The organism is Variovorax sp., from assembly GCF_965279555.1.
Lineage (GTDB): Bacteria > Pseudomonadota > Gammaproteobacteria > Burkholderiales > Burkholderiaceae_C > Variovorax.
This window is the reverse complement of the sequence record NZ_OZ257247.1, coordinates 3,600,270-3,623,715: the sequence shown is the minus strand read 5'-3', so window position 1 is coordinate 3,623,715 and position 23,446 is coordinate 3,600,270. Positions and strand designations below refer to the sequence as shown.

The following is a 23,446-nucleotide window of genomic DNA, read 5'->3' as shown; positions in this document are numbered from 1 at the left end:
CCCTAATGACCGTTCAGATGCCGATCTCCGCGCGCGCCTGCATGCTCGTGTTTGCAGCTTTCTGCCTGGCGCAGGTTTCCACCGCGCAGCCTCGTTCAGGCGCGGCGAATTCCAAGAACGCAACCGCGGCGCAGACGGACGAGCCGCCGGCAATGAGCGTCACAGAGTGGCTGCAGCGCATGCACGCGGGAGCCCGGCAGCGCAATTACGTGGGCACCTTCGTGGTGTCGGCGCCGGGCGGCGACCTTTCGAGCGCGCGCATCTGGCACGTACGCGATGGCGAGCACCAGATCGAGCGCATCGAGGCCCTCTCGGGGCCGCCGCGTTCGACCTTCCGGCGCAACCGCAACGTCATGACCTTCCTGCCGGAGGCGAAGGTCGTCAAGGTCGAGAAGCGGGAGAACCTCGATCTCTTCCCCAACCTGCCCGACAAGCCCGATTCCTCGATCGGCGAGTTCTACGACGTGCGCGCGATCGGCAAGGACCGCGTGGCGGGCTTCGATGCCGACGTGGTGCAACTGGTGCCGCACGACGCGCTGCGCTTCGGCTACCGCGTCTGGAGCGAGCGCCGATCCGGCCTTGTGGTGAAGCTGCAGACCATCGACAGCGAATCGCGCGTGGTGGAACAGTCGGCGTTCTCCGAGCTGCAACTCGACGCGCCCGTGAAGCCGCAGGCGTTGGCACAGATGATGGCCAACACCTCGGGCTACCGCATCGAGAAGCTCGAGCTGGAGCGATCCAGCGCACAGGACGAAGGCTGGACCCTCAGCACGCCGGTGGCCGGCTTCAAGCCCCGCAGCTTCTTCCGTCGCCCCCCGAGCGGCGACAGCGGCAGCAGCAACAACGGCGGCAAGCAGAAACAGCAGGACGCGACCACGGTCCAGTGGACCTTCTCCGACGGACTGGCCTCGGTGTCGCTCTTCATCGAGCGCTACGATGCCGCGCGCGCGCCCCGCGACGGCGTGCTGACCATCGGCGCCACCAATGCGATCCGCCGGCGCCTGCCGGAACCCGCCAGCGACTGGTGGCTGACGGCGGTCGGCGAAGTACCGCAGCAGACGCTCAACGCCTTCGCCCAGAGCCTCGCACGCACGCGCTGATTCGACGCATTTGCCGCGCAAGGCCGGTTGCGCTGAACCAAGCCTGTGCAGCAGACTCATAGCACTTGTTTTTTAGCCGCTCTGCTCTTTTGAAAGAAAACCGATGATCTTCAAAGTCGAGGGACACAAGCTTCGTTCCGGTGTTTTGGCTTTCGCGCTTGCGCTCACGGCTGGCGCCACCTTCCTGCCGGTTGAGCCCGTACACGCGCAGACGCGCACGCTGCCCGATTTCACCGATCTGGTCGACCAGGTCGGCCCCTCCGTCGTCAACATCCGCACCATCGAGAAGGTCACGCCGCGCGCCGGCAACGGAGAGATGGACGAGGAGATGCAGGAGTTCTTCCGCCGCTTCTTCGGCCAGCCGCTGCCGGGCGCGCCCCGTTCGGGCCCGCGCCAGAACCGGCCGCAGCAACCGCAGGAAGAAGAGCGTCCTCGCGGTGTCGGCTCCGGCTTCATCCTGACGGCCGACGGCTATGTGATGACCAATGCGCACGTGGTGGAAGACGCTTCCGAGGTGTTGGTCACGCTGCCCGACAAGCGAGAGTTCAAGGCCAAGATCGTGGGCGCCGACAAGCGCACCGACGTCGCGGTCGTCAAGATCGAGGCCACGGGCCTGCCCGCCGTGAAGGTGGGCGACATCTCCAGGCTGCGCGTCGGCGAATGGGTCATGGCCATCGGCTCGCCCTTCGGCCTTGAAAACACCGTCACCGCCGGCATCGTGAGCGCAAAGCAGCGCGACACCGGCGAATACCTGCCGTTCATCCAGACCGACGTGGCCATCAACCCCGGCAATTCGGGCGGCCCGCTGATCAACATGCGCGGCGAAGTGGTCGGCATCAACAGCCAGATCTACTCGCGTTCGGGCGGCTTCATGGGCATCTCGTTCTCGATCCCGATCGACGAGGCGATCCGCGTGAGCGACCAGCTGCGCACCTCGGGCCGCGTGTCGCGTGGCCGTATCGGCGTGCAGATCGACCAGGTGACGAAGGACGTGGCCGAGGCCATCGGCCTTGGCAAGGCGCAAGGCGCGCTGGTACGCGGCGTCGAAGCCGGATCGCCGGGCGAGAAGGCCGGCGTGGAGCCGGGCGACGTCATCACCAAGTTCGACGGCAAGGCCATCGAGAAGCCGAGCGACCTGCCGCGCCTGGTGGGCAACACCAAGCCCGGTACGAAGAGCACGCTCACGGTGTTCCGCCGCGGCGCGTCGCGCGACCTCAGCGTGACCATCGCCGAGATCGAACCCGACAAGCCCGGCAAGCGCGCAACCGACCGCGACGAAACGCCGGCCAAGCCGCCGGTATCCGCGGCCGCCAAGTCGCTCGGACTGGCCGTGAGCGACCTCACCGACGCCCAGAAGAAAGAGCTCAAGCTGAAGGGCGGCGTGAAGGTCGATGCAGCCAGCGACGCTGCTGCGCGTGCGGGCCTGCGCGAGGGCGACATCATCCTGGCCGTGGGCAATTCGGACATCTCGAATGCGCGTGAATTCGAGTCCGCCATTGGCAAGGCCGACAAGAGCAAGGCGCTCAGCGTGCTGTTCCGCCGCGGTGACTGGGCGCAGTACGCCCTGATCCGCCCCGCACGCTGATCTGACGCTGGCGTCAAGTGGCCCCACCCGGCAGTCGGGTTTGGGGCCGTTTTTTTGAGGTGTTTACGACGTTCTGGCGCCGCGCCCGAAAAAAATCTGCGAGGCCAAAAGCCTCCGAATTTGTTTGCGCCTACTAACTTATAAAAGGGCTAAGGACGGATTTCGGTAGAATAGAGCACCCTCGACAGCCGGTCAGCGCATAAGGAGTGCGCTGACCTTCACGATGCGAGATGTCAGACAGCAGTCCACCGGTGCTCCACAGATCGCCCACAAGTTGTTCAGTAACTGCTCCACCGATCCTGTTGATAACCTGTTTATATCTTTGATGTTGTGGACCTGCAACGACCCCTTTGGAGCCTGTTCCCGGATGTACGTGCTTCCCTTTTTGCCTACAATGAAGTTCCAACTACTGCAGTTGCCATTGCTTGTTGGTTCAGGGCGCGTCTCCAGAAGACGCGCCCTTTTTTCTTGCCTGTCGCCCTCTGCGCACGAGCCAATTCAAGTACTTAAGCGTTCCCGTTGATGAATCACATCAGAAATTTTTCGATCATTGCGCACATCGACCATGGCAAGTCGACGCTCGCAGACCGTTTGATCCAGCGCTGCGGCGGCCTCGCGGAACGCGAGATGGAAGCGCAGGTGCTCGACTCGATGGACATCGAGAAAGAGCGTGGGATAACCATCAAGGCACAGACCGCAGCGCTGCACTACAAGGCACGCGATGGACAGGTCTACAACCTCAATCTCATCGATACGCCGGGCCACGTCGACTTCTCGTATGAAGTGAGTCGCTCGCTGTCCGCATGCGAAGGCGCACTGCTCGTCGTCGATGCATCGCAAGGCGTCGAAGCGCAGACGGTGGCCAACTGCTACACCGCACTCGACCTCGGTGTCGAAGTGGTGCCGGTGCTCAACAAGATCGACTTGCCCAACGCGGACCTCGAGAACGCGCGCACCGAGATCGAAGACGTGATCGGCATCGACGCGACCGACGCGATTCCTTGTTCCGCCAAGACCGGTGTCGGCATCGACGACATTCTCGAAGCCATCGTCGCACGCATGCCCGCGCCGCGCGGCAACCCCGACGGTCCGCTGCGCGCGATGATCGTCGACAGCTGGTTCGACCCGTACGTCGGCGTCGTCATGCTGGTGCGCGTGGTCGACGGCCGGCTCGCGAAGGGCGAGCGCATCAAGATGATGGCGTCGGGCGCGATGTACAACGCCGACAGCGTCGGCGTGTTCACGCCGGCCAACGAGCCGCGCGCTTCGCTCGAGGCAGGCGAGGTGGGCTACATCATCGCGGGCATCAAGGAACTGCAGGCCGCCAAGGTCGGCGACACGGTCACGCTCATCAAGCCGGGCACCGGCGGTGCGGCGGCCACGGCAACCGAGGCTCTGCCCGGCTTCAAGGAAATCCAGCCGCAGGTGTTCGCGGGTCTGTACCCCACCGAAGCGAGCGAGTACGACTCGCTGCGCGACGCGCTCGAGAAGCTCAAGCTCAACGATTCGTCGCTGCGCTACGAGCCCGAAGTGAGCCAGGCGCTGGGCTTCGGCTTCCGCTGCGGCTTCCTCGGCCTGCTGCACATGGAAATCGTGCAGGAGCGCCTGGAGCGCGAGTTCGACCAGGACCTGATCACGACCGCACCCAGCGTGGTCTACCAGGTGGTCAAGAACGACGGCGAGGTGATCATGGTCGAGAACCCGTCCAAGATGCCCGACGTCGGCCGCATGGCGGAGATCCGCGAACCGATCGTCACCGTGCACCTCTACATGCCTCAGGAATACGTCGGCTCCGTCATGACGCTGGCCAACCAGAAGCGCGGCGTGCAGATGAACATGGCCTACCACGGCCGCCAGGTCATGCTGACCTACGAGATGCCGCTCGGCGAGATCGTGCTCGACTTCTTCGACAAGCTGAAGTCGGTGAGCCGCGGCTACGCCTCCATGGACTACGAGTTCAAGGAGTACCGCGCGTCCGACGTGGTGAAGGTCGACATCCTGCTGAACGGCGACAAGGTCGACGCGCTGTCCATCATCGTGCACCGCAGCCAGTCGCAGTACCGCGGCCGGGCGGTGGTGTCGAAGATGCGCGAGATCATTTCGCGCCAGATGTACGACGTGGCGATCCAGGCGGCCATCGGGGTCACCATCATTGCGCGTGAGACAATCAAGGCCCTTCGCAAGAACGTGCTGGCCAAGTGCTACGGCGGCGACATCTCCCGCAAGAAGAAGCTGCTCGAGAAGCAGAAGGCCGGCAAGAAAAGAATGAAGCAGATCGGCTCCGTCGAGGTCCCGCAAGAGGCCTTCCTCGCGATTCTGCAAGTCGAAGACTGATCAAAAAATGGCATTCATCACCTCCCTGGTACTCGCGCTTTTCGCCGGCTATGTCGGTGCCTGGTATTTCGGCGCGATCGAAGGCAACTTCGCGCTGCTGCTGTTCCTGGCGACGGTGGTCACCGGCCTCTACTGGCTGGCCGAGCGCTTCTATTTCCTGCCGCGGCGCGAGCAGGCGGCAGCGAAGCTCGAGGCCTCGCTGGCCGAGCGCAACGAGCGGCTGGCCGGCCAAGGCATCAAGCAGGTCGACACCGCCGACGCCAAGGCGAGCGAACGCCTGCTGATGCAGCCCTGGTGGCTCGACTGGACCGCAGGGCTCTTCCCGGTGATCCTGGTGGTGTTCCTGCTGCGCTCGTTCCTGTACGAGCCCTTCAAGATTCCCTCGGGCTCGATGATGCCCACCCTGCTGACCGGCGACCTGATCCTGGTCAACAAGTTCACCTACGGCCTGCGCCTGCCGGTGATCAACACCAAGATCACCGATGGCACGCCGCTGGCGCGCGGCGACGTGGTGGTGTTCCGCTACCCGCCCAAGCCCAGCATGGACTACATCAAGCGCGTGGTCGGCATCCCGGGCGACGAGGTGTCCTACCTGAACAAGAAGCTCATGATCAACGGCCAGCCGGTGTCCAAGGAGCCGGACGCCGACTACCTCGACGGCGAATCGATGCGCCTGCTCAAGCAGTACACCGAGAACCTCGCCGGCAAGCAGCACAAGATCCTCAACGACGATGCCGCGCCCAACTTCGTGCCGGGTGCCAGCGACTTCCCGGGCCGCGAAAACTGCCGCTATTCGGTCGAAGGCGTGGTCTGCAAGGTGCCCGCCGGCCAGTATTTCATGATGGGCGACAACCGCGATAATTCGGCGGATTCGCGTTTCTGGGGCTTCGTCCCCGACCAGAACATCGTCGGCCGGGCGTTCTTCGTCTGGATGAATTTCGGCGACCTGGGACGCATCGGTCCGTTTCAATAAGCCGTCATCGGCATCGTTCGAGGGGTAAGAGGGCATGAGAACACATCGGTCTGTCGCCAGCAGGGCGTCGCAACAGCGCGGCATTTCGTTCATCGGCCTGGTGTTCGTAGCGGTCGTGCTCGCGTGCGTGGGCGTGGTCGTTGCGCAGGTCATTCCGACGCTGATCGAGTGGCAGGCGATCGACAAGGCCGCCAACAAGGCCAAGGAAGGCACGACCGTGCCCGAAGTGCGTGCCATCTTCGACCGCGCGCAGGCCATCGACGACTTCAAGTCGGTCAGCGGCAAGGACCTGGACATCAAGAAGGTCGGCGACAAGGTGGTGGTCTCGTATGCCTACGAGCGCGAGATTCCCCTGTTCGGCCCGGCCTACCTGACGCTCAAATACAAAGGCGAGACCCGCTGAACGCGGCGCTTAAAAAGGTGGACGGCAGCCTTGTCGCGCTGCAGGCGCGTCTCCAGCACACCTTCTCCGATCCGCGGCTGCTCCAGCTCGCGCTCACGCACCGCAGTTTCTCGGCCGACCACAACGAGCGCCTGGAGTTTCTCGGCGATTCGGTGCTGAATCTCGCGGTTTCCCACCTGCTTTACATCCGTCTTTCGGCGCTGCCCGAAGGCGACCTGTCGCGCGTGCGTGCCAACCTCGTCAAGCAGGACACCCTGCACCGCCTGGCGGTGGGTCTGGCGCTGTCGCCGCTGCTGAAGCTCGGCGAAGGCGAGGCCCGTTCCGGCGGCCCCAACCGCCCGTCGATCCTGGCCGATGCGCTCGAGGCGTTGATCGGCGCGGTCTATCTCGACGCCGGTTTCGCGGCCGCCCAGGCACTGGTGCACCGGCTCTACGAGGCGGTCGAGATCAACCCGCGCATGGAAGCCGCGGCGAAAGATCCGAAGACCGAATTGCAGGAATGGCTGCAGGGTCACAAAATGAAGCTGCCGGTGTACCGCGTGGCCGCCACACTGGGCGCGGCGCACAAGCAGACTTTCGATGTCGAGTGCGAGGTGCCCGAGTTGGGCCTTCGCGAACGCGGCATCGGCGGCTCGCGCCGCGCCGGCGAGCAGGCTGCCGCGGCCGCCATGTTGATCCGGCTCAAGGCACGCGGCGCCGCGTGAAATCAGAATGAACGATGCTATCAATCCCGTAGCGGGACCCGAAGACACCGCAGGCGATGCGCCTGCAACCGGGCCGCAGCACTGCGGCCTCATCGCCATCGTCGGCAAGCCCAACGTGGGCAAGTCGACGCTGCTCAATGCGCTGGTCGGCCAGAAGATCAGCATCACCTCGCGCAAGGCGCAGACCACGCGCCACCGCATCACCGGCATGCGCACGCTGGGCGCCACGCAGTTCGTGTTCGTCGACACGCCGGGCTTCCAGACCCTGCATGCCAACGCGCTGAACAAATCGCTCAACAAGACCGTGCAGGGCGCGGTCGGCGACGTGGACCTGATTCTTTTCGTGGTCGAGGCGGGCAGCTTCACGCCGGCCGACGAGCGCGTGCTCAAGCTGCTCGGCAAGGGCATTCCGACGGTGCTGCTGGCCAACAAGCTCGACAACGTGCACCGCCGCGGCGACATCGCACCCTGGCTGCAGACCATGCAGGAGAAGCACAGCTTTGCAGAGTTCGTGCCGATGTCGGCCAAGAACGCCAAGGACGTCGAGCGCCTGTTCGACATCTGCAAGAAGTACCTGCCCGAGCAGCCCTGGTTCTACGACGAGGACGAGCTCACCGACCGCAGCGAGAAATTCCTCGCGGGCGAACTGGTGCGCGAAAAACTGTTCCGCCTGACCGGCGACGAGCTGCCCTACACCTCGACCGTCATCATCGACAAGTTCGAGGAAGAGCCGCCCCAGAAGAAGGGCCAGAAGCGCCTGCTGCGCATTGCCGCCACCATCGTGGTCGAGCGCGACGGCCACAAGGCCATGGTGATCGGCGACAAGGGCGAGCGCATCAAGCGCATCGGCATGGAAACCCGTGTCGAACTCGAGAAGCTGGCCGATGCCAAGGTGTTCCTCGAACTGTGGGTCAAGGTGCGGTCGGGCTGGGCCGACGACGAAGCCCGAGTCCGTTCGTTCGGCTACGAATAACAAACAGGCAAACCCCCAGGCTGGCTCGCTTCGCGTAGCCGCCAACCCCCTTGCAGGGGGCAACGCCAGTGGCCCGGCAAAGCCGGATCCACGGCGTTTGCCGGCCTCAAGCCTCGATGCTCCATAGCGCACTGACATGGCCACCCACCGCGTTTCGCACGAACCGGCTTATGTGCTCCACCGCTACGACTGGAGCGAGTCGAGCCTGATCCTCGAGGTCTTCACCCGGCACCACGGGCGCATCGCGCTGGTGGCCAAGGGGGCGAAGCGGCCGAGTTCCAACTTCCGGCCGGTGCTGCTGCCGCTGCAGCCGCTGCAGCTCAATTACGGTGGCGACGCCGAGATCCGCACGCTCAAGGGCGCCGAGTGGATGGGCGGCCACGTCATGCCGACCGGCGAGGCGTTGCTGTCGGGCTACTACGTCAACGAACTGCTGCTGCGCCTGCTGGCGCGCGACGACGCCCATGAAGCGCTGTTCGACGCCTATGCCGGCGTGGTGCAGGTGCTGGCGGGCGACCACGCCGGCGCCCAGGCGGCCACCCATGCCGCCGCGTTGCGCGCCTTCGAACTGCTGCTGCTGCGCGGAGTGGGGCTGCTGCCGTCGCTCGAGGTCCAGACCCTGACGCTGGAGCCGCTCGTGTCCGATACCCGCTACAGCCTCGTGCCCGAAGCCGGCCTGCGCCAGGCGGACGGCAAGGAGGCCGCGCTGGCCGGCGCCGACTGGCAGGCCTTGCAGTCGGTGCTCGACGACCGCGCCCCGTTCACCGCCACGCTGCGCGAAGTGGCCACCATGAACGCCGGCAGCAACAGCGCTTTGCGGAACCAGCTGCGCGCCTTGCTCAACTACCATTGCGGCGTGTCCACGCTGCGCACGCGGCAAATGATGAGAGATCTGCAAGCACTATGAGCACCTCAGGCAACGTCACCTCGCTGTCCGTCAACCTCAACAAGGTGGCCCTGGTCCGCAACACACGCCACCTGGGCATCCCGAGCGTGGTCAAGGCCGCGCAGGTCTGCCTGGCCGCCGGCGCTCAGGGCATCACCGTGCACCCCCGCCCCGATGCCCGCCACATCCGCGCGCACGACGTGAGCGACCTGTCCGAGTTGCTCGCCAGGGACTGGCCCGCCATCGAGTTCAACATCGAAGGCAACCCGTTCCAGAACCTGATGGACTTCGTGCGCACGCTGAAGCCGCACCAGGCCACCTTCGTGCCCGACAGCGAAACCCAGTCGACCAGCGACCACGGCTGGACTTTCCCCGACGATGCCGAGCGCCTGCGTCCGCTGATCGCCGAGGCCAAGGCGCTGGACGTGCGCGTCAGCCTGTTCATGGACCCGATTCCCGAGATGATGGCCGCCGTCAAGGCCGTGGGCGCCGACCGCGTCGAGCTCTACACCGAAGGCTATGCCGCCTCGCGCGGCAAGCCCGACGAGCAGGCCGTGCTCCAGCGCTATGCCGACACGGCGCGCGCGGCCCATGCCGCCGGCCTGGGCATCAACGCCGGCCACGACCTGAGCCGCGACAACCTGACTGCATTCCTGCGCGCGGTGCCTGGCGTGCAAGAGGTGTCGATCGGCCATGCCTTCGTGGCCGACGCCCTCGAACTCGGCTATGCCGCCACCACCCGCGACTACCTGCGATGCATCAGCGAGGCGCAGCAGTGAGCGCCGGCGCCGAATGATCTACGGCATTGGCACCGACATCTGCGACCTGCGTCGCATCACCGCGACTTTCGAGCGCCAGGGCGAGCGCTTCGCCCGCAAGGTGTTGAGCGACGCCGAGTTCGCGGTCTGGAAGGCCCGCAGCGCGCGCTGGCCCAAGCGCGGCATCAGCTACCTCGCGACCCGCTTTTCCGCCAAGGAAGCTTTCAGCAAGGCGATCGGCATGGGCATGCGCATGCCCATGAGCTGGCGCTTGTGCGAGATCGCCAACCTGCCCAGCGGCAAGCCCGTCATCGTGCTGCACGGCGGCCTGAAGGACTGGTTCGAGGCGCAAGGGCTCACGGCCCACGTGACCGTAACCGACGAAAACGAATACGCCGCGAGCTTCGTGGTGGTGGAGAAGGTATGACCCCCGAGCTTGCTGCTCGCCCCCATGCGCCGCTGATCATCGATGTGGCCGCGACCGAACTCAATGCGGCCGACCGCCGGCGCCTTGCCAATCCGCTGGTCGGCGGCGTGATCCATTTCGCCCGCAACTGGCAGGACCGGGCGCAGATGACCGCGCTCAATGCCGAGATCAAGGCGATCCGCCCCGACCTGTTGATCTGCGTCGACCACGAAGGCGGCCGCGTGCAGCGCTTTCGCACCGACGGCTTCACGCGCCTGCCGTCGATGCGCGCCTTGGGCGAACTGTGGATGCGCGACGCCATGCGCGCCACGCAGGCCGCGACGGCCGCCGGCCAGGTGCTCGCGGCCGAGCTGCGCGCCTGCGGCGTCGATTTCAGCTTCGCGCCGGTACTCGACCTGGACCACGGCGGCAGCGGCGTCATCGGCGACCGCAGCTTCCACCGCGACCCGCGCGTGGTGGCGCTGCTGGCCAAGAGCGTCATGCACGGCATGCTGCAAAAGGGCATGCGCAACTGCGGCAAGCATTTTCCGGGGCACGGCTTCGTCACCGCCGATTCGCACGTCGAGATCCCGGTCGACAAGCGCAGCCTCAAGGACATCTTGTCCGACGACGCGCGGCCTTACGACTGGCTGGCCGGCACGCTCACCGCAGTGATGCCGGCGCACGTGATCTACCCCAAGGTCGACAAGCGGCCGGCGGGGTTTTCGTCGAAGTGGCTCAAGGCGGTGCTGCGCCAGCGCTTCGCCTTCGACGGCGCGGTCTTCAGCGACGACCTGAGCATGGAAGCAGGGCGCTATATCGACGGCGAACTGCTGAGCTACACCGACGCCGCGCTGGCGGCGCTGGCGGCGGGTTGCGACGTGGCCCTGCTGTGCAACCAGAGCATCGGCGACGGACGCGTGCTCGACCAATTCCTCGACGGCTTCGAGGCGGCCTCGCGCAGCGGGCGCTGGCAGCCCGACGCCGACAGCGAGGCGCGCAGGCTCGCACTGTTGCCGCAAGAGGCCGCGCCCGACTGGGACGCGCTTTCCGCATCGCGCACGTACCGCGACGCGCGGCGCCTGCTCGCCGCGATCTGAGCGGCTGGAGCGGCAGTACCAGGCTTTTCTTCAGGTAGGCGTGTCGTCTGCGCCCGAGGGGCGCCAGAGCCGTTCCCCACCCGTTTCCAGATGGGTCAGGTACAGCCGCAGGTCGAATTCGAGCTGCTGGTACTCCGGCTCCATGTGCATGCACAGCGAATAGAAGGCCTTGTCGTGGTCGCGCTCCTTCATGTGGGCGAGTTCGTGCACGACGATCATGCGCAGCCAGGGAAGCGGCACGTCCTTGAACAGGCTGGCCACGCGGATCTCCCGCTTGGCCTTGAGCTTGCCGCCCTGCACGCGCGAGACGGTGGTGTGCGTGCCCAGCGCGTTGCGGATCACGTGCAGCTTGCTGTCGAACATCACCTTGGACAGCGGTTCGGCCTTGCGCATGAAGTCGCTCTTGAGCTCGCTCACGTAGGCGTACAGCGCGCGGTCGGTCTGGATGTCGTGCGAGCCTTCGGGGTAGCGCTTGAGCAGCAGCCCGGCGAGCCTGTCTTCGGCCATCAGCTGGCGGACCTGGTCCAGCAAGGGTGCCGGATAGCCCGCCAGGTATTTCATCAGCGTGCCGCGCGTCCGGTGCGCGCCACGCAGGCCAGGCCGGTGGCGACGCCGCCGAACAGGTCGCCTTCGACCAGGTTCACGCCCGCGAAGCTCTTGCGCAGCGCATGCTGGAACGGGCGCAGGGCCGACGAGCCGCCGGTGAGGTAGATCGCGTCGAGGTCGCCGCTGCGAAGGCCCGCGCGCTTGACGCAGGCGTGGGCGCAGGCGATCACGTTCTCGAGCGGGCCGGCCAGCTGCTGCGCCATGTCGGCGGGAGACAGCGAAGCCACCAGCCCGCGCTCGGCGCAATCGAGGTCGATGGCGGTTTCCGCGTCGGTCACCGAGGCATCGATCTTGGCCGCTTCCACGGCGCTGGCGATGCGGTGGCCGTGCCGTTCTTCCAGCACGTTCATGAGCCGGTCGTGCAGCCGCGTGTCGCTGTAGCTTGTGCGCAGCTCCTTGGCCTGGCGCACTGCCTTGGCGGCGTAGAGCCAGTTGATCAGGTGCCAGGACGACAGCTCGAAGAACACCTTGCTCGGCACCTCGCGCCCCTGCGGGCCATGGTGGCGAAAGCCGAAATGCGGCATCACGCGTTCGAGGTTCAGGCGCTGGTCGAAGTCGGTGCCGCCGATGTGCACGCCGCTGGTGGCCAGCACGTCGTCGCCGCGGTCCTCGCGCGCCGCGCGGTCGGGGCCCACGCGCACCACAGTGAAGTCCGAGGTGCCGCCGCCGATGTCGACGATGAGCACGATCGATTCTTTGCTGATGCGCTGCTCGTAGTCGAAAGCCGCGGCGATCGGCTCGAGCTGGAAGGCGATTTCGCGGAAGCCCGCGGCGCGCGCCGCGACGCGCAGGCTTTCCTCGGCGCGCTCGTCGCGCTTCGGGTCGTCGTCCACGAAGTGCACGGGCCGCCCGATCACCACGCGCTCGGGCAGCTGGCCCAGCTCGCGGCTGGCACGCACGGCCAGCTCGCGCAGGAAGCGCGCGATGATGTCCTCGAAGCTCACGAGGCCGTCGTAGATGGCCGTCTTCTCCTGCATCAGCGCACTGCCGAGCAGACTCTTGAGCGAACGCATCAGGCGGCCTTCGGTGCCCGAGAGGTACTGCGCGATGGCATCGCGGCCGAAGTGGGTCGTGCGGTCTTCCGAGTTGAAGAAGATCGCGGTCGGCAGCGTGGTGGCCGCGCCTTCGATGGGCAGCAGGCGGGCGACGCCGTCGACCCGGCAGGCCACGGCGGAGTTGGAGGTGCCGAAGTCGATGCCGATCGTCGGCAGCGACGACGGTGACGACACGCTCAAGATTCCCTGCGCAGGGCGGGGAACAGGATCACGTCGCGGATGCTCGGCGAATCGGTCAGCAGCATCATCAGCCGGTCGATGCCGATGCCGCAGCCGCCGGTGGGCGGCATGCCGTATTCGAGCGCGCGCACGAAGTCGTGGTCGTAGTACATGGCTTCGTCGTCGCCGCCGTCCTTGGCCGCGACCTGCGCGTTGAAGCGTGCGGCCTGGTCCTCGGCGTCGTTCAGCTCGCTGAAGCCGTTGCCGAACTCGCGGCCGGTGATGTAGAGCTCGAAGCGCTCGGTGACTTCGGGGCGCTCGTCGTTGGCGCGGGCCAGCGGCGAGATCTCGGTCGGGTGCTCCATGATGAAGGTCGGCTGCCAGAGCTTCTCTTCGACGGTTTCCTCGAAGTACATCACCTGCAGGCTGGCCAGGCTGCGCTGCGAGAGCTTGTCCTTTTCTTCGCTCAGGCCGATCTTGCGCAGGGCGGCGATGAGCCAGGCGGTGTCGTCCACGCCCTGGGCCACGCCTTCGGCATCGGTGTGCTTCAGGATGGCCTCGCGGATCGTCAGGCGCTCGAAGGGCTGGGTCAGGTCGACCGGCTTGCCCTGGTAGGTGAGCTGCTGCGTGCCCACGGCCTTGTCGGCGATGGTGCGGATCAGCGTCTCGGTGAAGTCCATCAGGTCGCGGTAGTTCCAGTAGGCCGCGTAGAACTCCATCATCGTGAACTCGGGGTTGTGCCGCACCGAGATGCCCTCGTTGCGGTAGCTCCGGTTGATTTCGAACACACGCTCGAAGCCGCCGACGATCAGGCGCTTGAGGTACAGCTCGGGCGCGATGCGCAGGAACATTTCCTGGTCGAGCGCGTTGTGGTGCGTCTTGAACGGCTTGGCGTTCGCACCGCCCGGAATGGGGTGCAGCATGGGCGTCTCGACCTCGAGGAAGTCGTTGGCCACCATGAACTCGCGCAGCGCGCTCACGGCCTTGCTGCGCGCGGTGAAGCGCACGCGCGCCGACTCGTCGGTGATCAGGTCGACATAGCGCTGGCGGTACTTCTGCTCCTGGTCGGCCATGCCGTGGAACTTGTCGGGCAGCGGGCGCAGGCTCTTGGTGAGCAGGCGCAGCTGCGTGACCTTGACCGACAGCTCGCCGGTCTTGGTCTTCATCAGCGTGCCTTCGGCGCCGACGATGTCGCCCAAGTCCCAGCGCTTGAATTCGGCATAAGCCTCTTCGCCCACCGCGTCGCGCGTGACGTAGAGCTGGATGCGGCTGGTGGCGTCCTGCAGAGTTGCGAAGCTGGCCTTGCCCATGATGCGCTTGAGCATCATCCGGCCCGCTACGCTCACGGCAACGGCTTGCGCCTCGAGGGCTTCGGCTTCGGTGGCGCCATGTGCCTCGACGAGTGCCGCGGCGCGGTGGCCGGGCTTGAAGTCGTTCGGGAACGCAACGCCTTTGCCCTCGACCTGCGCGGTGCGCAGCAGCTTGAGTTTTTCGCGGCGTTCGGCGATGAGCTGGTTTTCGTCGACGGCGGGCGTGGGAGGCGTAGGGGTCTTTTGATCGGACATGGGGGGCGGATGGCGCGCAACCGGGAGCGTGCGCGGGGCTGGCATTTTAGCCCATCGGGTTTGAACGGAGACCGCCCCTGAATGCCCGTCAATCCTGCACAAAGCGCTACAAAAAAAGTAGCTGCCAAATGCGGTGTCTATTCAGTGATGCCCGTGCGCGCCAGCAGATCGCTCACCAGCTCCAGGCGCATCAGCGGGCTGTCGAGCTCCATCAGCCGCTGCCGCAGCTCGAGCTGCATCGGCACCAGCTCGCACCAGCGGTTGGCCACCCAGCCGCAGTCGTCGAGCCGGTAGGGTGCGCTGATAGGCAGCCGCACCGATTCGCCTTGCGCGCGGCGCCGTTCTTCCAGCGTGTCGAGCAGGCGCCGCAGCGCGGTGGCGGTGTGCTCGAGGTCGTCCGGAATCTCGAGCGCGACGTCGTCGTTCACCGCCTCTACCTCTGCCACCCACAGCCCGTGCTTCTGCAGTTCGGTGCGGCGCACGCGAAAGCGCTGCGTGCCGATGCATTCGATCTGCAGCAGGCCGCTTTGCGGCGACTCGAACTCGCGGATCATGGCCAGCGTGCCGATGCCGGCGAAGCTCTCGGTGTCGGCGCCGGCCTTGCGCACTTCGCTGCCGCTGGTGAGGCTCACCACGCCGAAGGGCGCATCGGCCTTGCGGCACTTGCCGATCATGTCGAGATACCGGACCTCGAAGATGCGCAGCGGAAGCAGGCCGCCCGGAAAGAGAACCGTGCCGAGCGGGAACAATGGCAGTGAATGCAAAAGGGGTTGTGTCGTCATCGAAGAGCCTTGCGTGGCTATCATCGCATTCCGCTCACGGCTGCGCCCCATGCTCTATCAGATTCCCTCGTTCCTTCTCGACGTGATCGTCGGCCTGCTCGGCGGCGCCTGCCTGCTGCGCCTGTACATGCAGTACCACCGCGTGCCTTTCGGCAACCCGCTCGGCCGCTTCATCTTCGCCATCACCGACTGGATCGTGCTGCCGCTGCGGCGCATCGTGCCGCCAGTGAAGCGTTGGGACCTGGCGAGCCTGATCGCGGCGTGGCTGCTGGTGCTGGTGAAGTTCCTGCTGCTCTGGCTGCTGATCGGCAACCTCGGGCGGATCGCGACCTTGCCGCTGGTGTCGCTGGTGGGGCTGATGCAGCTGGCGGTCTCCGGGCTGACGGCGCTGCTGGTGGTCTATGCCGTGCTGTCGTGGATTCCGGGTGCGTCGCCGATGCTGCTCGACCTCATCTCCCGCCTGGCCGAGCCGCTGGTGCGGCCGTTCCGGCGCTTCATCCCGCTGATCGGCGGCATCGACCTGTCGCCGCTGGCGGCCATCGTGGTGCTGCAGGTGGTGGCGATCGTGCTGAGCAACCTGCTGGTGTTCGCCTACCAAATGACGTTCTGAACGAGCCCAACGAAAAAAGGGCCCGGGTGCATTGCACCCGGGCCCTTTTTTCTTGTCGGCGCCTGTCTGTCAGCTGACAGCGTCGGCCGGCTGGCGCAGCAGCATCGCGAGCGTGTTGGCAATGGTCTTGCGCAGTTCGCGGCGGTCGCTGATGAAGTCGATGGCCCCCTTGGTCTGCAGGAACTCGGCGCGCTGGAAGCCTTCCGGCAGCGTCACGCGCACGGTCGATTCGATCACGCGCGGGCCAGCAAAGCCGATCAGCGCCTTGGGCTCGGCGATCACCACGTCGCCCACGAAGGCGAAGCCTGCCGACACGCCACCCATGGTCGGGTCGGTCAGCACGCTGATGTAGGGCAGGCCCTTTTTCGCCAGGCGGGTGAGCGCGGCGTTGGTCTTGGCCATCTGCATCAGCGAGAGCAGGCCTTCCTGCATGCGCGCCCCGCCGGTGGCGGTGAAGCAGATGAAGGGCACCTTCTGCTCGATGGCGGTCTCGACGCCGCGCACGAAGCGCTCGCCCACCACGCTGCCCATGGAGCCGCCCATGAACTCGAACTCGAAGCAGGCCACGACCACGCTGATGCTGTGAACCGAACCGCCCAGGACGACCAGCGCGTCGGTCTCGCCGGTGTTTTCTAGGGCTTCCTTCAGGCGCTCGGGGTACTTGCGGCTGTCCTTGAACTTCAGGGCATCGACCGGCAGCACTTCCTGGCCGACCTCGTAGCGGCCCTCGGCGTCGAGGAACGCGTCCAGGCGCGCGCGGGCGCCGATGCGGTGGTGGTGGCTGCAGCTGGGGCAGACGTTCTGGTTGTGCTCGAGGTCGGTCTTGTACAGAACGGTCTCGCAGGCGGGGCATTTGATCCACAGGCCCTCGGGCACCTGGCGGCGCTCGGACGGGTCGGTTTGCGCGATCTTGGCGGGTAGCAGTTTTTCAAGCCAGCTCATAAGGGGCTCCTTGTGTTGGCGGTGATTATCGACCAGCCGCGTTCTTGGCCGTCGCGGCGGGCAGCGCGTCGAGCGCCTCGCGGATGCCCGCGAGGAATTCACGTACGGCCGGCACGACCTTGTCGCGGGGCTGGTCTTCGATGAGTTGAATGATCTTGGTGCCGATGATGACCGCGTCGGCGGCCGATCCGACCGCCTGCGCCGTGCGCGCGTCGCGGATGCCGAAGCCCACGCCGACCGGAATGCCCACGTGCTGGCGGATGCGCGGAATCATCTGGCCGACCGCTTCGGCGTCGAGGTGGCCGGCGCCCGTCACGCCCTTGAGCGACACGTAGTAGACGTAGCCGCTGGCGATTCGGGCGACCTGGGCCATGCGCTCGTCGGTGCTGGTGGGGGCGAGCAGGAAGATCAGGTCGATGCCGGCGGCCTGGAGGTCGGCGGCAAAGGCTTCGCATTCCTCGGGCGGGTAGTCGACGACCAGCAGGCCGTCCACGCCGGCCGCGGCGGCGTCGCGGATGAAGGCCTTCTTGCCGTGCACCAGGTCGTAGCGCTCGACCGGGTTCGCATAGCCCATCAGCACCACGGGCGTGGTCGCGTCCTTCTGGCGGAAGGCGGCCACGATGGCCAGCACCTGCTTCATGCCGACGCCCAGCGCCAGCGCGGCCTCGCCGGCCTTCTGGATCACGGGGCCGTCGGCCATCGGGTCGGAGAAGGGCACGCCGAGTTCGATCACGTCGGCGCCGGCCTCGACCATGCCGTGCATCAGCTCGGGCGTGATGTCGGCAAAGGGAAAGCCTGCCGTGACGTACGGCACGAGGGCGCGGCGGCCGTCTTTCTTCAGCGCGGCGAAGGTTGCTGCAATACGGCTCATCACTTGCCTCCCTTTACGCTCAGGCCGCGCATCGAAGGGCGGTCGTAGAAGTCGACGCCCGACAGGTCGGCCACGGTGCCGATGTCCTTGTCGCCGCGGCCCGAGAGGTTCACCAGGATGGATTGGTCGGGACGCATGGTCTTGGCGAGCTTCATCGCATGTGCCACGGCGTGGCTGGATTCGAGCGCGGGAATGATGCCTTCCGTGCGGCACAGGTAGTGGAAGGCGTCGAGCGCCTCCTTGTCGGTGACGCCGACGTACTCGGCACGGCCGATGTCCGCCAGGTAGGCGTGCTCGGGGCCCACGCCAGGGTAGTCGAGGCCAGCGCTGATGCTGTGGGTTTCGGTGATCTGGCCGTCTTCGTTCTGCAGCAGGTAGGTGCGGTTGCCGTGCAGCACGCCGGGGCTGCCGCGCAGGATGGAGGCCGAGTGCTTGCCGCTGTCGAGCCCTTCACCCGCCGCCTCCACGCCGATCAGGCGCGTGCCCGCGAACGGGATGTAGGGATGGAAGATGCCCATCGCGTTGCTGCCGCCGCCCACGCAGGCGACGACCACGTCGGGCTGCCTGCCCTCGGCCTCGCCGGTGATGCCGTCGGCGGCCAGCATGGCCGGCATCTGCGCGATGCATTCCGTGCCGATCACGCTCTGGAAGTCGCGCACCATGGTCGGGTAGGGGTGCGGGCCGGCGACGGTGCCGATGATGTAGAAGGTGTTTTCCACATTCGTGACCCAGTCGCGCATCGCCTCGTTGAGCGCGTCCTTCAGTGTCTTGCTGCCGGATTCGACGGGCACCACGGTCGCGCCGAGCAGGTTCATGCGGTAGACGTTCGGGCTCTGGCGCTTCACGTCCTGGCTGCCCATGTAGACCACGCATTCGAGGCCGTAGCGCGCGCAGATGGTGGCGGTGGCCACGCCGTGCTGGCCCGCGCCGGTCTCGGCGATGACGCGGGGCTTGCTCATGCGCCGGGCGAGCATCGCCTGGCCGATCACGTTGTTGATCTTGTGCGCGCCGGTGTGGTTGAGGTCTTCGCGCTTCAGGTAGATCTGCGCGCCGCCCATTTCGCGGCTGGTGCGCGCGGCGTGGTAGATCGGCGAGGGGCGGCCGACGAAGTGCTTCAGCTCGTAGTGGAATTCGGCCAGAAAGGCCGGGTCGTCCTTGAACCGGGCGTAGGCGTCGCGCAGTTCGTTGATCGCGTGGGTGAGCGTTTCGCTCGCGAAGGTGCCGCCGTAGTTGCCGAAGTGGCCGGTGGCATCGGGTTGCTGGTAATCCTGGAATTGGCTTTGCATGGTTCTCGATCGGTGGGCCGCAGCCCGACGAACGATCGGCTGCGGCGGCTAACTTGAGAAGGACGCGTCTGCGGCCCTGACGGCTGTGACGAACTGCCGGATCTTTCCGGCGTCCTTGAGGCCCTTGTTCCCGGGACCGTCGATTTCGACGCCCGAGCTCACATCAACGGACAGCGTCTTGCAGCGCGTCCGCAGGATGCGAATGCCATCGCTCACGTTTGCAGGTGTGAGCCCACCACTCAAGACGAGGTGAGCGTCGACGGCGGGTGGAAGAAGTGACCAATCGAATGCCTTGCCGCCACCGCCATAACCTTCGACATGGGCGTCGAGCAGGATGGCCTGGGCGTGGGAGTAATCGGACGCGTATTTTACGAGGTCGAAGCCGGCTCCGGCAGCCCCCATCGGAATGCGGGCCGCGCGCATGTAACGAAAGCGCTCCGGGCCGGTCGATTCCTCGCACTGTCCGGACGTTTCCTCGCCGTGGAATTGGGCGATGGCGCCCCGCACGCGGGCGAGCGACGCCATGACTGCGGAGGCGTCTTCGTTCACGAACAGCAGCACCGGCGTGACGAAAGGCGGCAGCCGCGAGGCCAACTCCGCGGCGCGCTCGAGGGTTACCGCGCGGGGGCTCTTTTGGTAGAGCACGAAGCCGATGGCGTCGGCGCCGGCTTCGACCGCCGCGTCCACGTCGGCCTCACGGGTCAGGCCGCAGATCTTGATGCGGGTACGGGTGGGGGCGCTCGGGGAAGTCATGGCGGACCATCATACGGAGCCCCACCGGCCTGCAGCGTTGCCTCGGGCGGCAGCCCCCACTTCGCGTCGTACAACGGGCCCAGGAAATAAAGGCCGTCCGCCGAGAAGGTGGGCGCCGCGACCTTGCGGCTGCGCGCCTCCAGTACCTGAGAGATCCATTCGACACGCTCGTCGCCCCGGCCGATGCGCACCAGGCAGCCCATCAGGTTGCGGATCATGTGGTGCAGGAAGGCGTCGGCCTCGAACTCGAAATGCCAGCGGCAGCGCTCGCCGTCGCCGACGCGGGTGATTTCGATGCGCCGCAGGTCTTTGACCGGCGAGCGGGCCTGGCAGGCCGAGGCGCGGAACGAGCTGAAATCGTGCCGGCCAACGAGCAGTGCGGCGGCTGCGCGCATCGCGTCGCCGTCGAGCGCATGCATCGACCAGCCGACCCGGCCCGCATCCAGGCTGGGCCGCACTGGCGATTGAGAAAGCACGTAGAGATAGCGGCGCGCCAGGGCGCTGGCGCGGCAGTGGAACTCGTCGGGCACCGGCTGGGCCCACTGCACGGCGATGTCGTCGGGCAGGAAGCGGTTGGGGCCGCGCATCCAGGAGAAGGGTTCGCGCTCGACGGTGGTGTCGAAATGCACTACCTGCATGAGCGCGTGCACGCCGGCGTCGGTGCGGCCCGCGCACAGCGTGCCTATGGGCTGGGCCGCGAACTTGGAGAGGGCCGCCTCGAGCTTGTCCTGCACCGTGCGGCCCGAGCGCTGGCTTTGCCAGCCCTCGTACGCCTGGCCGTTGTAGCGAATGCCGAGCGCCAGCCTCACGAATTCAGGAAGGGGAACAACGACAACCGCTCAGCGCAGTTCCGCGAGCAGTTGGCGGGCTTGCGACTTGAGGTCGCCAGCGCTTTCGGCTTCGACTTCCTCTACCAGCGAGCGGGCGCCTTCGACGTCGCCGATGGCTTGCAGTTCGCGAGCGAGGGACAGCTTGACGGCGTGGGGGCTGTCATCGCCTTCGTCGTCGTGCGTGGCGACAGAGGGGCGTGCCACGGGCGTTTCGGCGGTGCGAGCGGGCAAGCCTGCCAGCGCGCTCATGTCGAACTCGATGAAGCCCGAGTCCGCCGGCAGCGTGTTGCGCAGCATGGCGGGACGGGTGTTGTGCTCCGTGTCGCTCAGGCTCAGCGAGGACGGGCGCGTGTCGGGCGTCAGGGCGGTCAGGGCACCGGGCGCGGTGTCGAAGTCGTTCTCGAGATCGACGGGCGTCGCGGCGTGGCCGTTCGACAGCGGGGCAGCGGGGCGCGCGGTCGTCGGTGCGGGGGCGTAGACCGACTTCGGCAGGCTGGCGCCGACCGGCGCATGGCTCGGGGCCGGGGCTGGAGCTGGTGCAGGCGGCGGCGGGGTGGTCAGGTCGAGGTCGAAGTCCAGTGGTGCCACCGACGGAACGAAAGCAGGCGGAGCGGCAGCCGCCGGCGGCGCAGCGGGAGGCGATGCCACCGGCTTGGCGGCTGCGGCGAGGGCGCCCGCGAAGGCGGCCGTCTCGGCGGCGCTGGCACCACCGCCGCTGCGGCTGGCGCCGGATTCGTACAGCGGGTTGCCCGGATCGAGGTCCTTGCCCATGTCGACCACGCGCGTCCATTCGGAGCCCAGGCCGCCGGTCAGTTTGTGGACTTCGGTGGCAAGGCTTTCATAGGCCCGCACGTCGCGGCGCTTGGCATGGATTTCGAGCAGCTTGAGGTGGATTGCCGTGCGGTCGGGGTTCAGGCGCAGCGCTTCGCGCAGGATTTCCTCGGCCTGCAGGTCGCGGCCGTAGGCGAGGTAGACGTCGGCTTCGGCCACGGGGTCGACATCGCCTGCGTCGAGCTGGCTCGGCGAGTACGACAGCGACGACACGGTGGAGTCGCCGCGGTTCTTGGTATCGACCGATTCGCCGCCGCTGGCGCCGAAGAACGAGTCCTTGGGAATGCGGCTCTCGAGGAACACGCTTTCGCTCATTTCCTCGCGGCGGCGGCCCAGCACGCGGTACAGCAGGAAGCCGACCAGCAGCGCGATCAGCGCAGCGCCGGCCAGCATCAGCGGGTTGTCCAGCAGTTCTTCGAAGAAGGTGGGCTCCGGTGGGGGTGGGGGCGGTGCCACCACTTTCTTTGGGGCCGGCTTCGGCGCGGCGGCTGCCGCGGCGTCGCCTGCGGGAGCGGCAGGAGGCGTGGTGGCGGCATCGGCTGCGGGTGTTGCCGCAGGCGTCGTGGCTGTTGCTGCTGCGGGCGCGGCGGCTGCAGCCGTTGCTTCGGGGGTGGGCGCGGCGGGGGCTGCCGCAGGGGCGGCGGCTGGCGTTGCAGCTGCCGGTGCTGCCACCGCAGGTGCGGCGGCGGCTGGGGCCGCTGGCGCTGGTGCAGGCGCAGCAGCCGGTGCCGGTGCGGGGCTCGCGGGTGCCGTCGTGGCTGCGGTGGACGGAGCCGGAACAGGAATGCCCGGCGTGGCGGGTGCGGCTGCCGGTGCGGCTGCGCCGGTACCGCTCTTGAGCTTGTTCAGGTCGTCGATGTTCTTCGACAGCTCGGCGACGCGGTTGCTGGCGTCCTGCGCCTGGCGGGCCTGTGCGACCTTTTCATCGGCGGCACGGGTGGAGGCGCTGCCCTGCGAGATGGTGAGCTTGTCGGGGGCGCTGGCCGCGGCGTTGCGGTCTTCGACGTTGGCCTGCAGCTTGCCCGAGGCATTGCGGCTGGCGGCCGCGACGTTCGACGTCGGCGCGTTCTCGGCCAGGCGCTGGCGGTAGGAGCCGAAGTCGCGGCTTTGGGCCGTGACCGTGCGGCGCGCCTCGGCGGCCGGGGTGGCTGCTGCTTCGGCTGCGGTCGGCAGGTCGAGCACGGCGCCCGCGCGCATGCGGTTGACGTTGCCGCCGATGAAAGCATTGGGGTTGGCGGCCAGCAGGGCCACCAGCATCTGGTCGAGCGACACGTCGGCCGGCTTGTAGGCGCCGGCGATCTTGCTGGCGGTATCACCGCGCTGCACCGTGACCTGTTCGCCGCTGCTGCCGCCGCCGGCACGGGCGGGTGCGCTGGCAGCTGCAGGAGCCGAAGCGGCGGCTGCCGGCGCGGGCGCCGCAGCGACCGGAGCCGAAGGTGCGGCGGCCACCGGCGCACGCTCGCGGCGCGCGCGCGCGGCCGGGCGCTCGACGGGTGTCGTGATCTGCGGGGCAATCGGGGTTGCCGGCACGCTCGCTGCTGCCGCCTGCCGTGTGGTCGGCGGGTCGAGCAGCACGGTGTAGTCGCGCACGATCCGGCCCGACGAGCCGTTGGCTTCCAGCAGCAGGTCGATGAACGGGTCGTTGAGAGGGCGGTTGCCGCTCAGGCGCACCACGTACTGGCCGCCAGCACGACGCTGCAGGGTCGCCCTGACATCGCTGAGTGCCGGGTTGTACGGCACGCCGGCGTTCTTGAAAGCCTCGGCCGTGGCGATGTTGATCTTCAGGCCGTCAGCCTCGTTGGCGGCTATCTCGGTCACGTCGATCTCGGCGCGCAACGGCTCGCCCAGCGCCGATTGGACCTTCAGCTGGCCCAGCGCGAATGCGCTGGCGTCGGTGCTGGCGAGGCCCAGAGCCATGGCGGCCGCCGCGCCCA

Annotated in this window: 23 protein-coding genes; 12 read left to right on the top strand and 11 right to left on the bottom strand. The window is 67.0% G+C overall.

The genetic code is table 11. The features are described 5' to 3' along the window. Positions 1-13: 13 nt before the first annotated feature. Positions 14-163 carry a hypothetical protein gene (locus ACQY8B_RS17170; RefSeq protein ID WP_422087816.1) on the bottom strand — a complete coding sequence of 50 codons (150 nt, stop codon included), beginning with the start codon at positions 161-163 and terminating at the stop codon, positions 14-16. On the opposite strand from ACQY8B_RS17170, the gene ACQY8B_RS17165 reads away from it, so the two are divergent. The 11 genes from ACQY8B_RS17165 to nagZ all read left to right on the top strand — a co-directional run bounded on the left by ACQY8B_RS17165 (position 153) and on the right by nagZ (position 11,222). Continuing rightward, positions 153-1,100 carry a MucB/RseB C-terminal domain-containing protein gene (locus ACQY8B_RS17165; RefSeq protein ID WP_422087815.1) on the top strand — a complete coding sequence of 316 codons (948 nt, stop codon included), beginning with the start codon at positions 153-155 and terminating at the stop codon, positions 1,098-1,100. The two genes, ACQY8B_RS17170 and ACQY8B_RS17165, sit on opposite strands and share 11 nt — an antisense overlap. Before the next feature lie 103 nt (positions 1,101-1,203). Then, a complete protein-coding gene (locus tag ACQY8B_RS17160) occupies positions 1,204-2,685 on the top strand; it encodes a DegQ family serine endoprotease (protein ID WP_422087814.1) in 1,482 nt (493 codons plus the stop codon). Between the two features lie 522 nt (positions 2,686-3,207). After that, on the top strand, positions 3,208-5,019 hold the full coding sequence (gene lepA, locus ACQY8B_RS17155; protein ID WP_422087813.1) for a translation elongation factor 4: 1,812 nt from the start codon (positions 3,208-3,210) through the stop codon (positions 5,017-5,019). Positions 5,020-5,026: 7 nt separating this feature from the next. After that, positions 5,027-5,992 (top strand): signal peptidase I, encoded by a 966-nt coding sequence (gene lepB, locus ACQY8B_RS17150; RefSeq protein ID WP_422087812.1) that lies wholly within the window; start codon positions 5,027-5,029, stop codon positions 5,990-5,992. 34 nt (positions 5,993-6,026) lie between these two features. Beyond that, complete coding sequence (locus ACQY8B_RS17145; RefSeq protein ID WP_422087811.1) at positions 6,027-6,395, top strand: DUF4845 domain-containing protein; 369 nt, start codon at positions 6,027-6,029, stop codon at positions 6,393-6,395. 17 nt (positions 6,396-6,412) lie between these two features. Further along, entirely contained in the window at positions 6,413-7,099 is a 687-nt protein-coding gene (gene rnc, locus ACQY8B_RS17140; protein WP_081271193.1) for a ribonuclease III, read from the top strand. A 7-nt stretch (positions 7,100-7,106) separates the two neighbouring features. After that, entirely contained in the window at positions 7,107-8,072 is a 966-nt protein-coding gene (gene era / locus ACQY8B_RS17135; protein ID WP_081271192.1) for a GTPase Era, read from the top strand. A gap of 136 nt (positions 8,073-8,208) precedes the next feature. Next, positions 8,209-8,979, top strand: coding sequence for a DNA repair protein RecO (gene recO, locus ACQY8B_RS17130; protein ID WP_422087810.1), 771 nt, complete (start codon positions 8,209-8,211; stop codon positions 8,977-8,979). Beyond that, positions 8,976-9,737, top strand: a complete 762-nt coding sequence (locus tag ACQY8B_RS17125) for a pyridoxine 5'-phosphate synthase (RefSeq protein ID WP_422087809.1) — start codon at positions 8,976-8,978, stop codon at positions 9,735-9,737. The genes recO and ACQY8B_RS17125 overlap by 4 nt, the downstream gene beginning before the upstream one ends. 13 nt (positions 9,738-9,750) lie before the next feature. Beyond that, positions 9,751-10,143, top strand: coding sequence for a holo-ACP synthase (acpS, locus tag ACQY8B_RS17120; RefSeq protein WP_081271189.1), 393 nt, complete (start codon positions 9,751-9,753; stop codon positions 10,141-10,143). Continuing rightward, positions 10,140-11,222: a beta-N-acetylhexosaminidase gene (nagZ, locus tag ACQY8B_RS17115; RefSeq protein ID WP_422087808.1), complete on the top strand. Its 1,083-nt coding sequence runs from the start codon at positions 10,140-10,142 to the stop codon at positions 11,220-11,222. The genes acpS and nagZ overlap by 4 nt, the downstream gene beginning before the upstream one ends. Positions 11,223-11,252: 30 nt before the next feature. Here the strand turns inward: nagZ and ACQY8B_RS17110 are convergent, their stop codons facing one another. The 4 genes from ACQY8B_RS17110 to ACQY8B_RS17095 form a co-directional block, all read right to left on the bottom strand. After that, entirely contained in the window at positions 11,253-11,783 is a 531-nt protein-coding gene (locus tag ACQY8B_RS17110; protein WP_422087807.1) for a YgjP-like metallopeptidase domain-containing protein, read from the bottom strand. Then, complete coding sequence (locus tag ACQY8B_RS17105; protein ID WP_422089062.1) at positions 11,783-13,057, bottom strand: Hsp70 family protein; 1,275 nt, start codon at positions 13,055-13,057, stop codon at positions 11,783-11,785. Before ACQY8B_RS17105 ends, ACQY8B_RS17110 begins: the two co-directional genes overlap by 1 nt. A gap of 2 nt (positions 13,058-13,059) precedes the next feature. Continuing rightward, positions 13,060-14,607: a lysine--tRNA ligase gene (gene lysS / locus ACQY8B_RS17100; RefSeq protein WP_422087806.1), complete on the bottom strand. Its 1,548-nt coding sequence runs from the start codon at positions 14,605-14,607 to the stop codon at positions 13,060-13,062. A gap of 137 nt (positions 14,608-14,744) precedes the next feature. Further along, positions 14,745-15,389: an LON peptidase substrate-binding domain-containing protein gene (locus ACQY8B_RS17095; RefSeq protein WP_422087805.1), complete on the bottom strand. Its 645-nt coding sequence runs from the start codon at positions 15,387-15,389 to the stop codon at positions 14,745-14,747. Positions 15,390-15,438: 49 nt separating this feature from the next. Here ACQY8B_RS17095 and ACQY8B_RS17090 point away from each other — a divergent pair, with 49 nt between their 5' ends. Beyond that, positions 15,439-15,999, top strand: coding sequence for a YggT family protein (locus tag ACQY8B_RS17090; RefSeq protein WP_422089061.1), 561 nt, complete (start codon positions 15,439-15,441; stop codon positions 15,997-15,999). Positions 16,000-16,068: 69 nt separating this feature from the next. Here the strand turns inward: ACQY8B_RS17090 and accD are convergent, their stop codons facing one another. From accD to ACQY8B_RS17060, 6 genes are read right to left on the bottom strand one after another with little or no spacing between them, the layout of a single operon-like run. Then, positions 16,069-16,941: an acetyl-CoA carboxylase, carboxyltransferase subunit beta gene (accD, locus tag ACQY8B_RS17085; RefSeq protein WP_422087804.1), complete on the bottom strand. Its 873-nt coding sequence runs from the start codon at positions 16,939-16,941 to the stop codon at positions 16,069-16,071. A gap of 25 nt (positions 16,942-16,966) precedes the next feature. Then, positions 16,967-17,812 carry a tryptophan synthase subunit alpha gene (trpA, locus tag ACQY8B_RS17080; protein ID WP_422087803.1) on the bottom strand — a complete coding sequence of 282 codons (846 nt, stop codon included), beginning with the start codon at positions 17,810-17,812 and terminating at the stop codon, positions 16,967-16,969. Continuing rightward, a complete protein-coding gene (gene trpB, locus ACQY8B_RS17075) occupies positions 17,812-19,098 on the bottom strand; it encodes a tryptophan synthase subunit beta (RefSeq protein ID WP_422087802.1) in 1,287 nt (428 codons plus the stop codon). Before trpB ends, trpA begins: the two co-directional genes overlap by 1 nt. Positions 19,099-19,146: 48 nt before the next feature. Further along, positions 19,147-19,851 carry a phosphoribosylanthranilate isomerase gene (locus ACQY8B_RS17070; protein ID WP_422087801.1) on the bottom strand — a complete coding sequence of 235 codons (705 nt, stop codon included), beginning with the start codon at positions 19,849-19,851 and terminating at the stop codon, positions 19,147-19,149. Then, a complete protein-coding gene (gene truA / locus ACQY8B_RS17065; protein WP_422087800.1) occupies positions 19,848-20,660 on the bottom strand; it encodes a tRNA pseudouridine(38-40) synthase TruA in 813 nt (270 codons plus the stop codon). The genes ACQY8B_RS17070 and truA overlap by 4 nt, the downstream gene beginning before the upstream one ends. Positions 20,661-20,690: 30 nt before the next feature. Next, positions 20,691-23,429, bottom strand: a complete 2,739-nt coding sequence (locus ACQY8B_RS17060; RefSeq protein WP_422087799.1) for a FimV/HubP family polar landmark protein — start codon at positions 23,427-23,429, stop codon at positions 20,691-20,693. Positions 23,430-23,446: the final 17 nt, after the last annotated feature.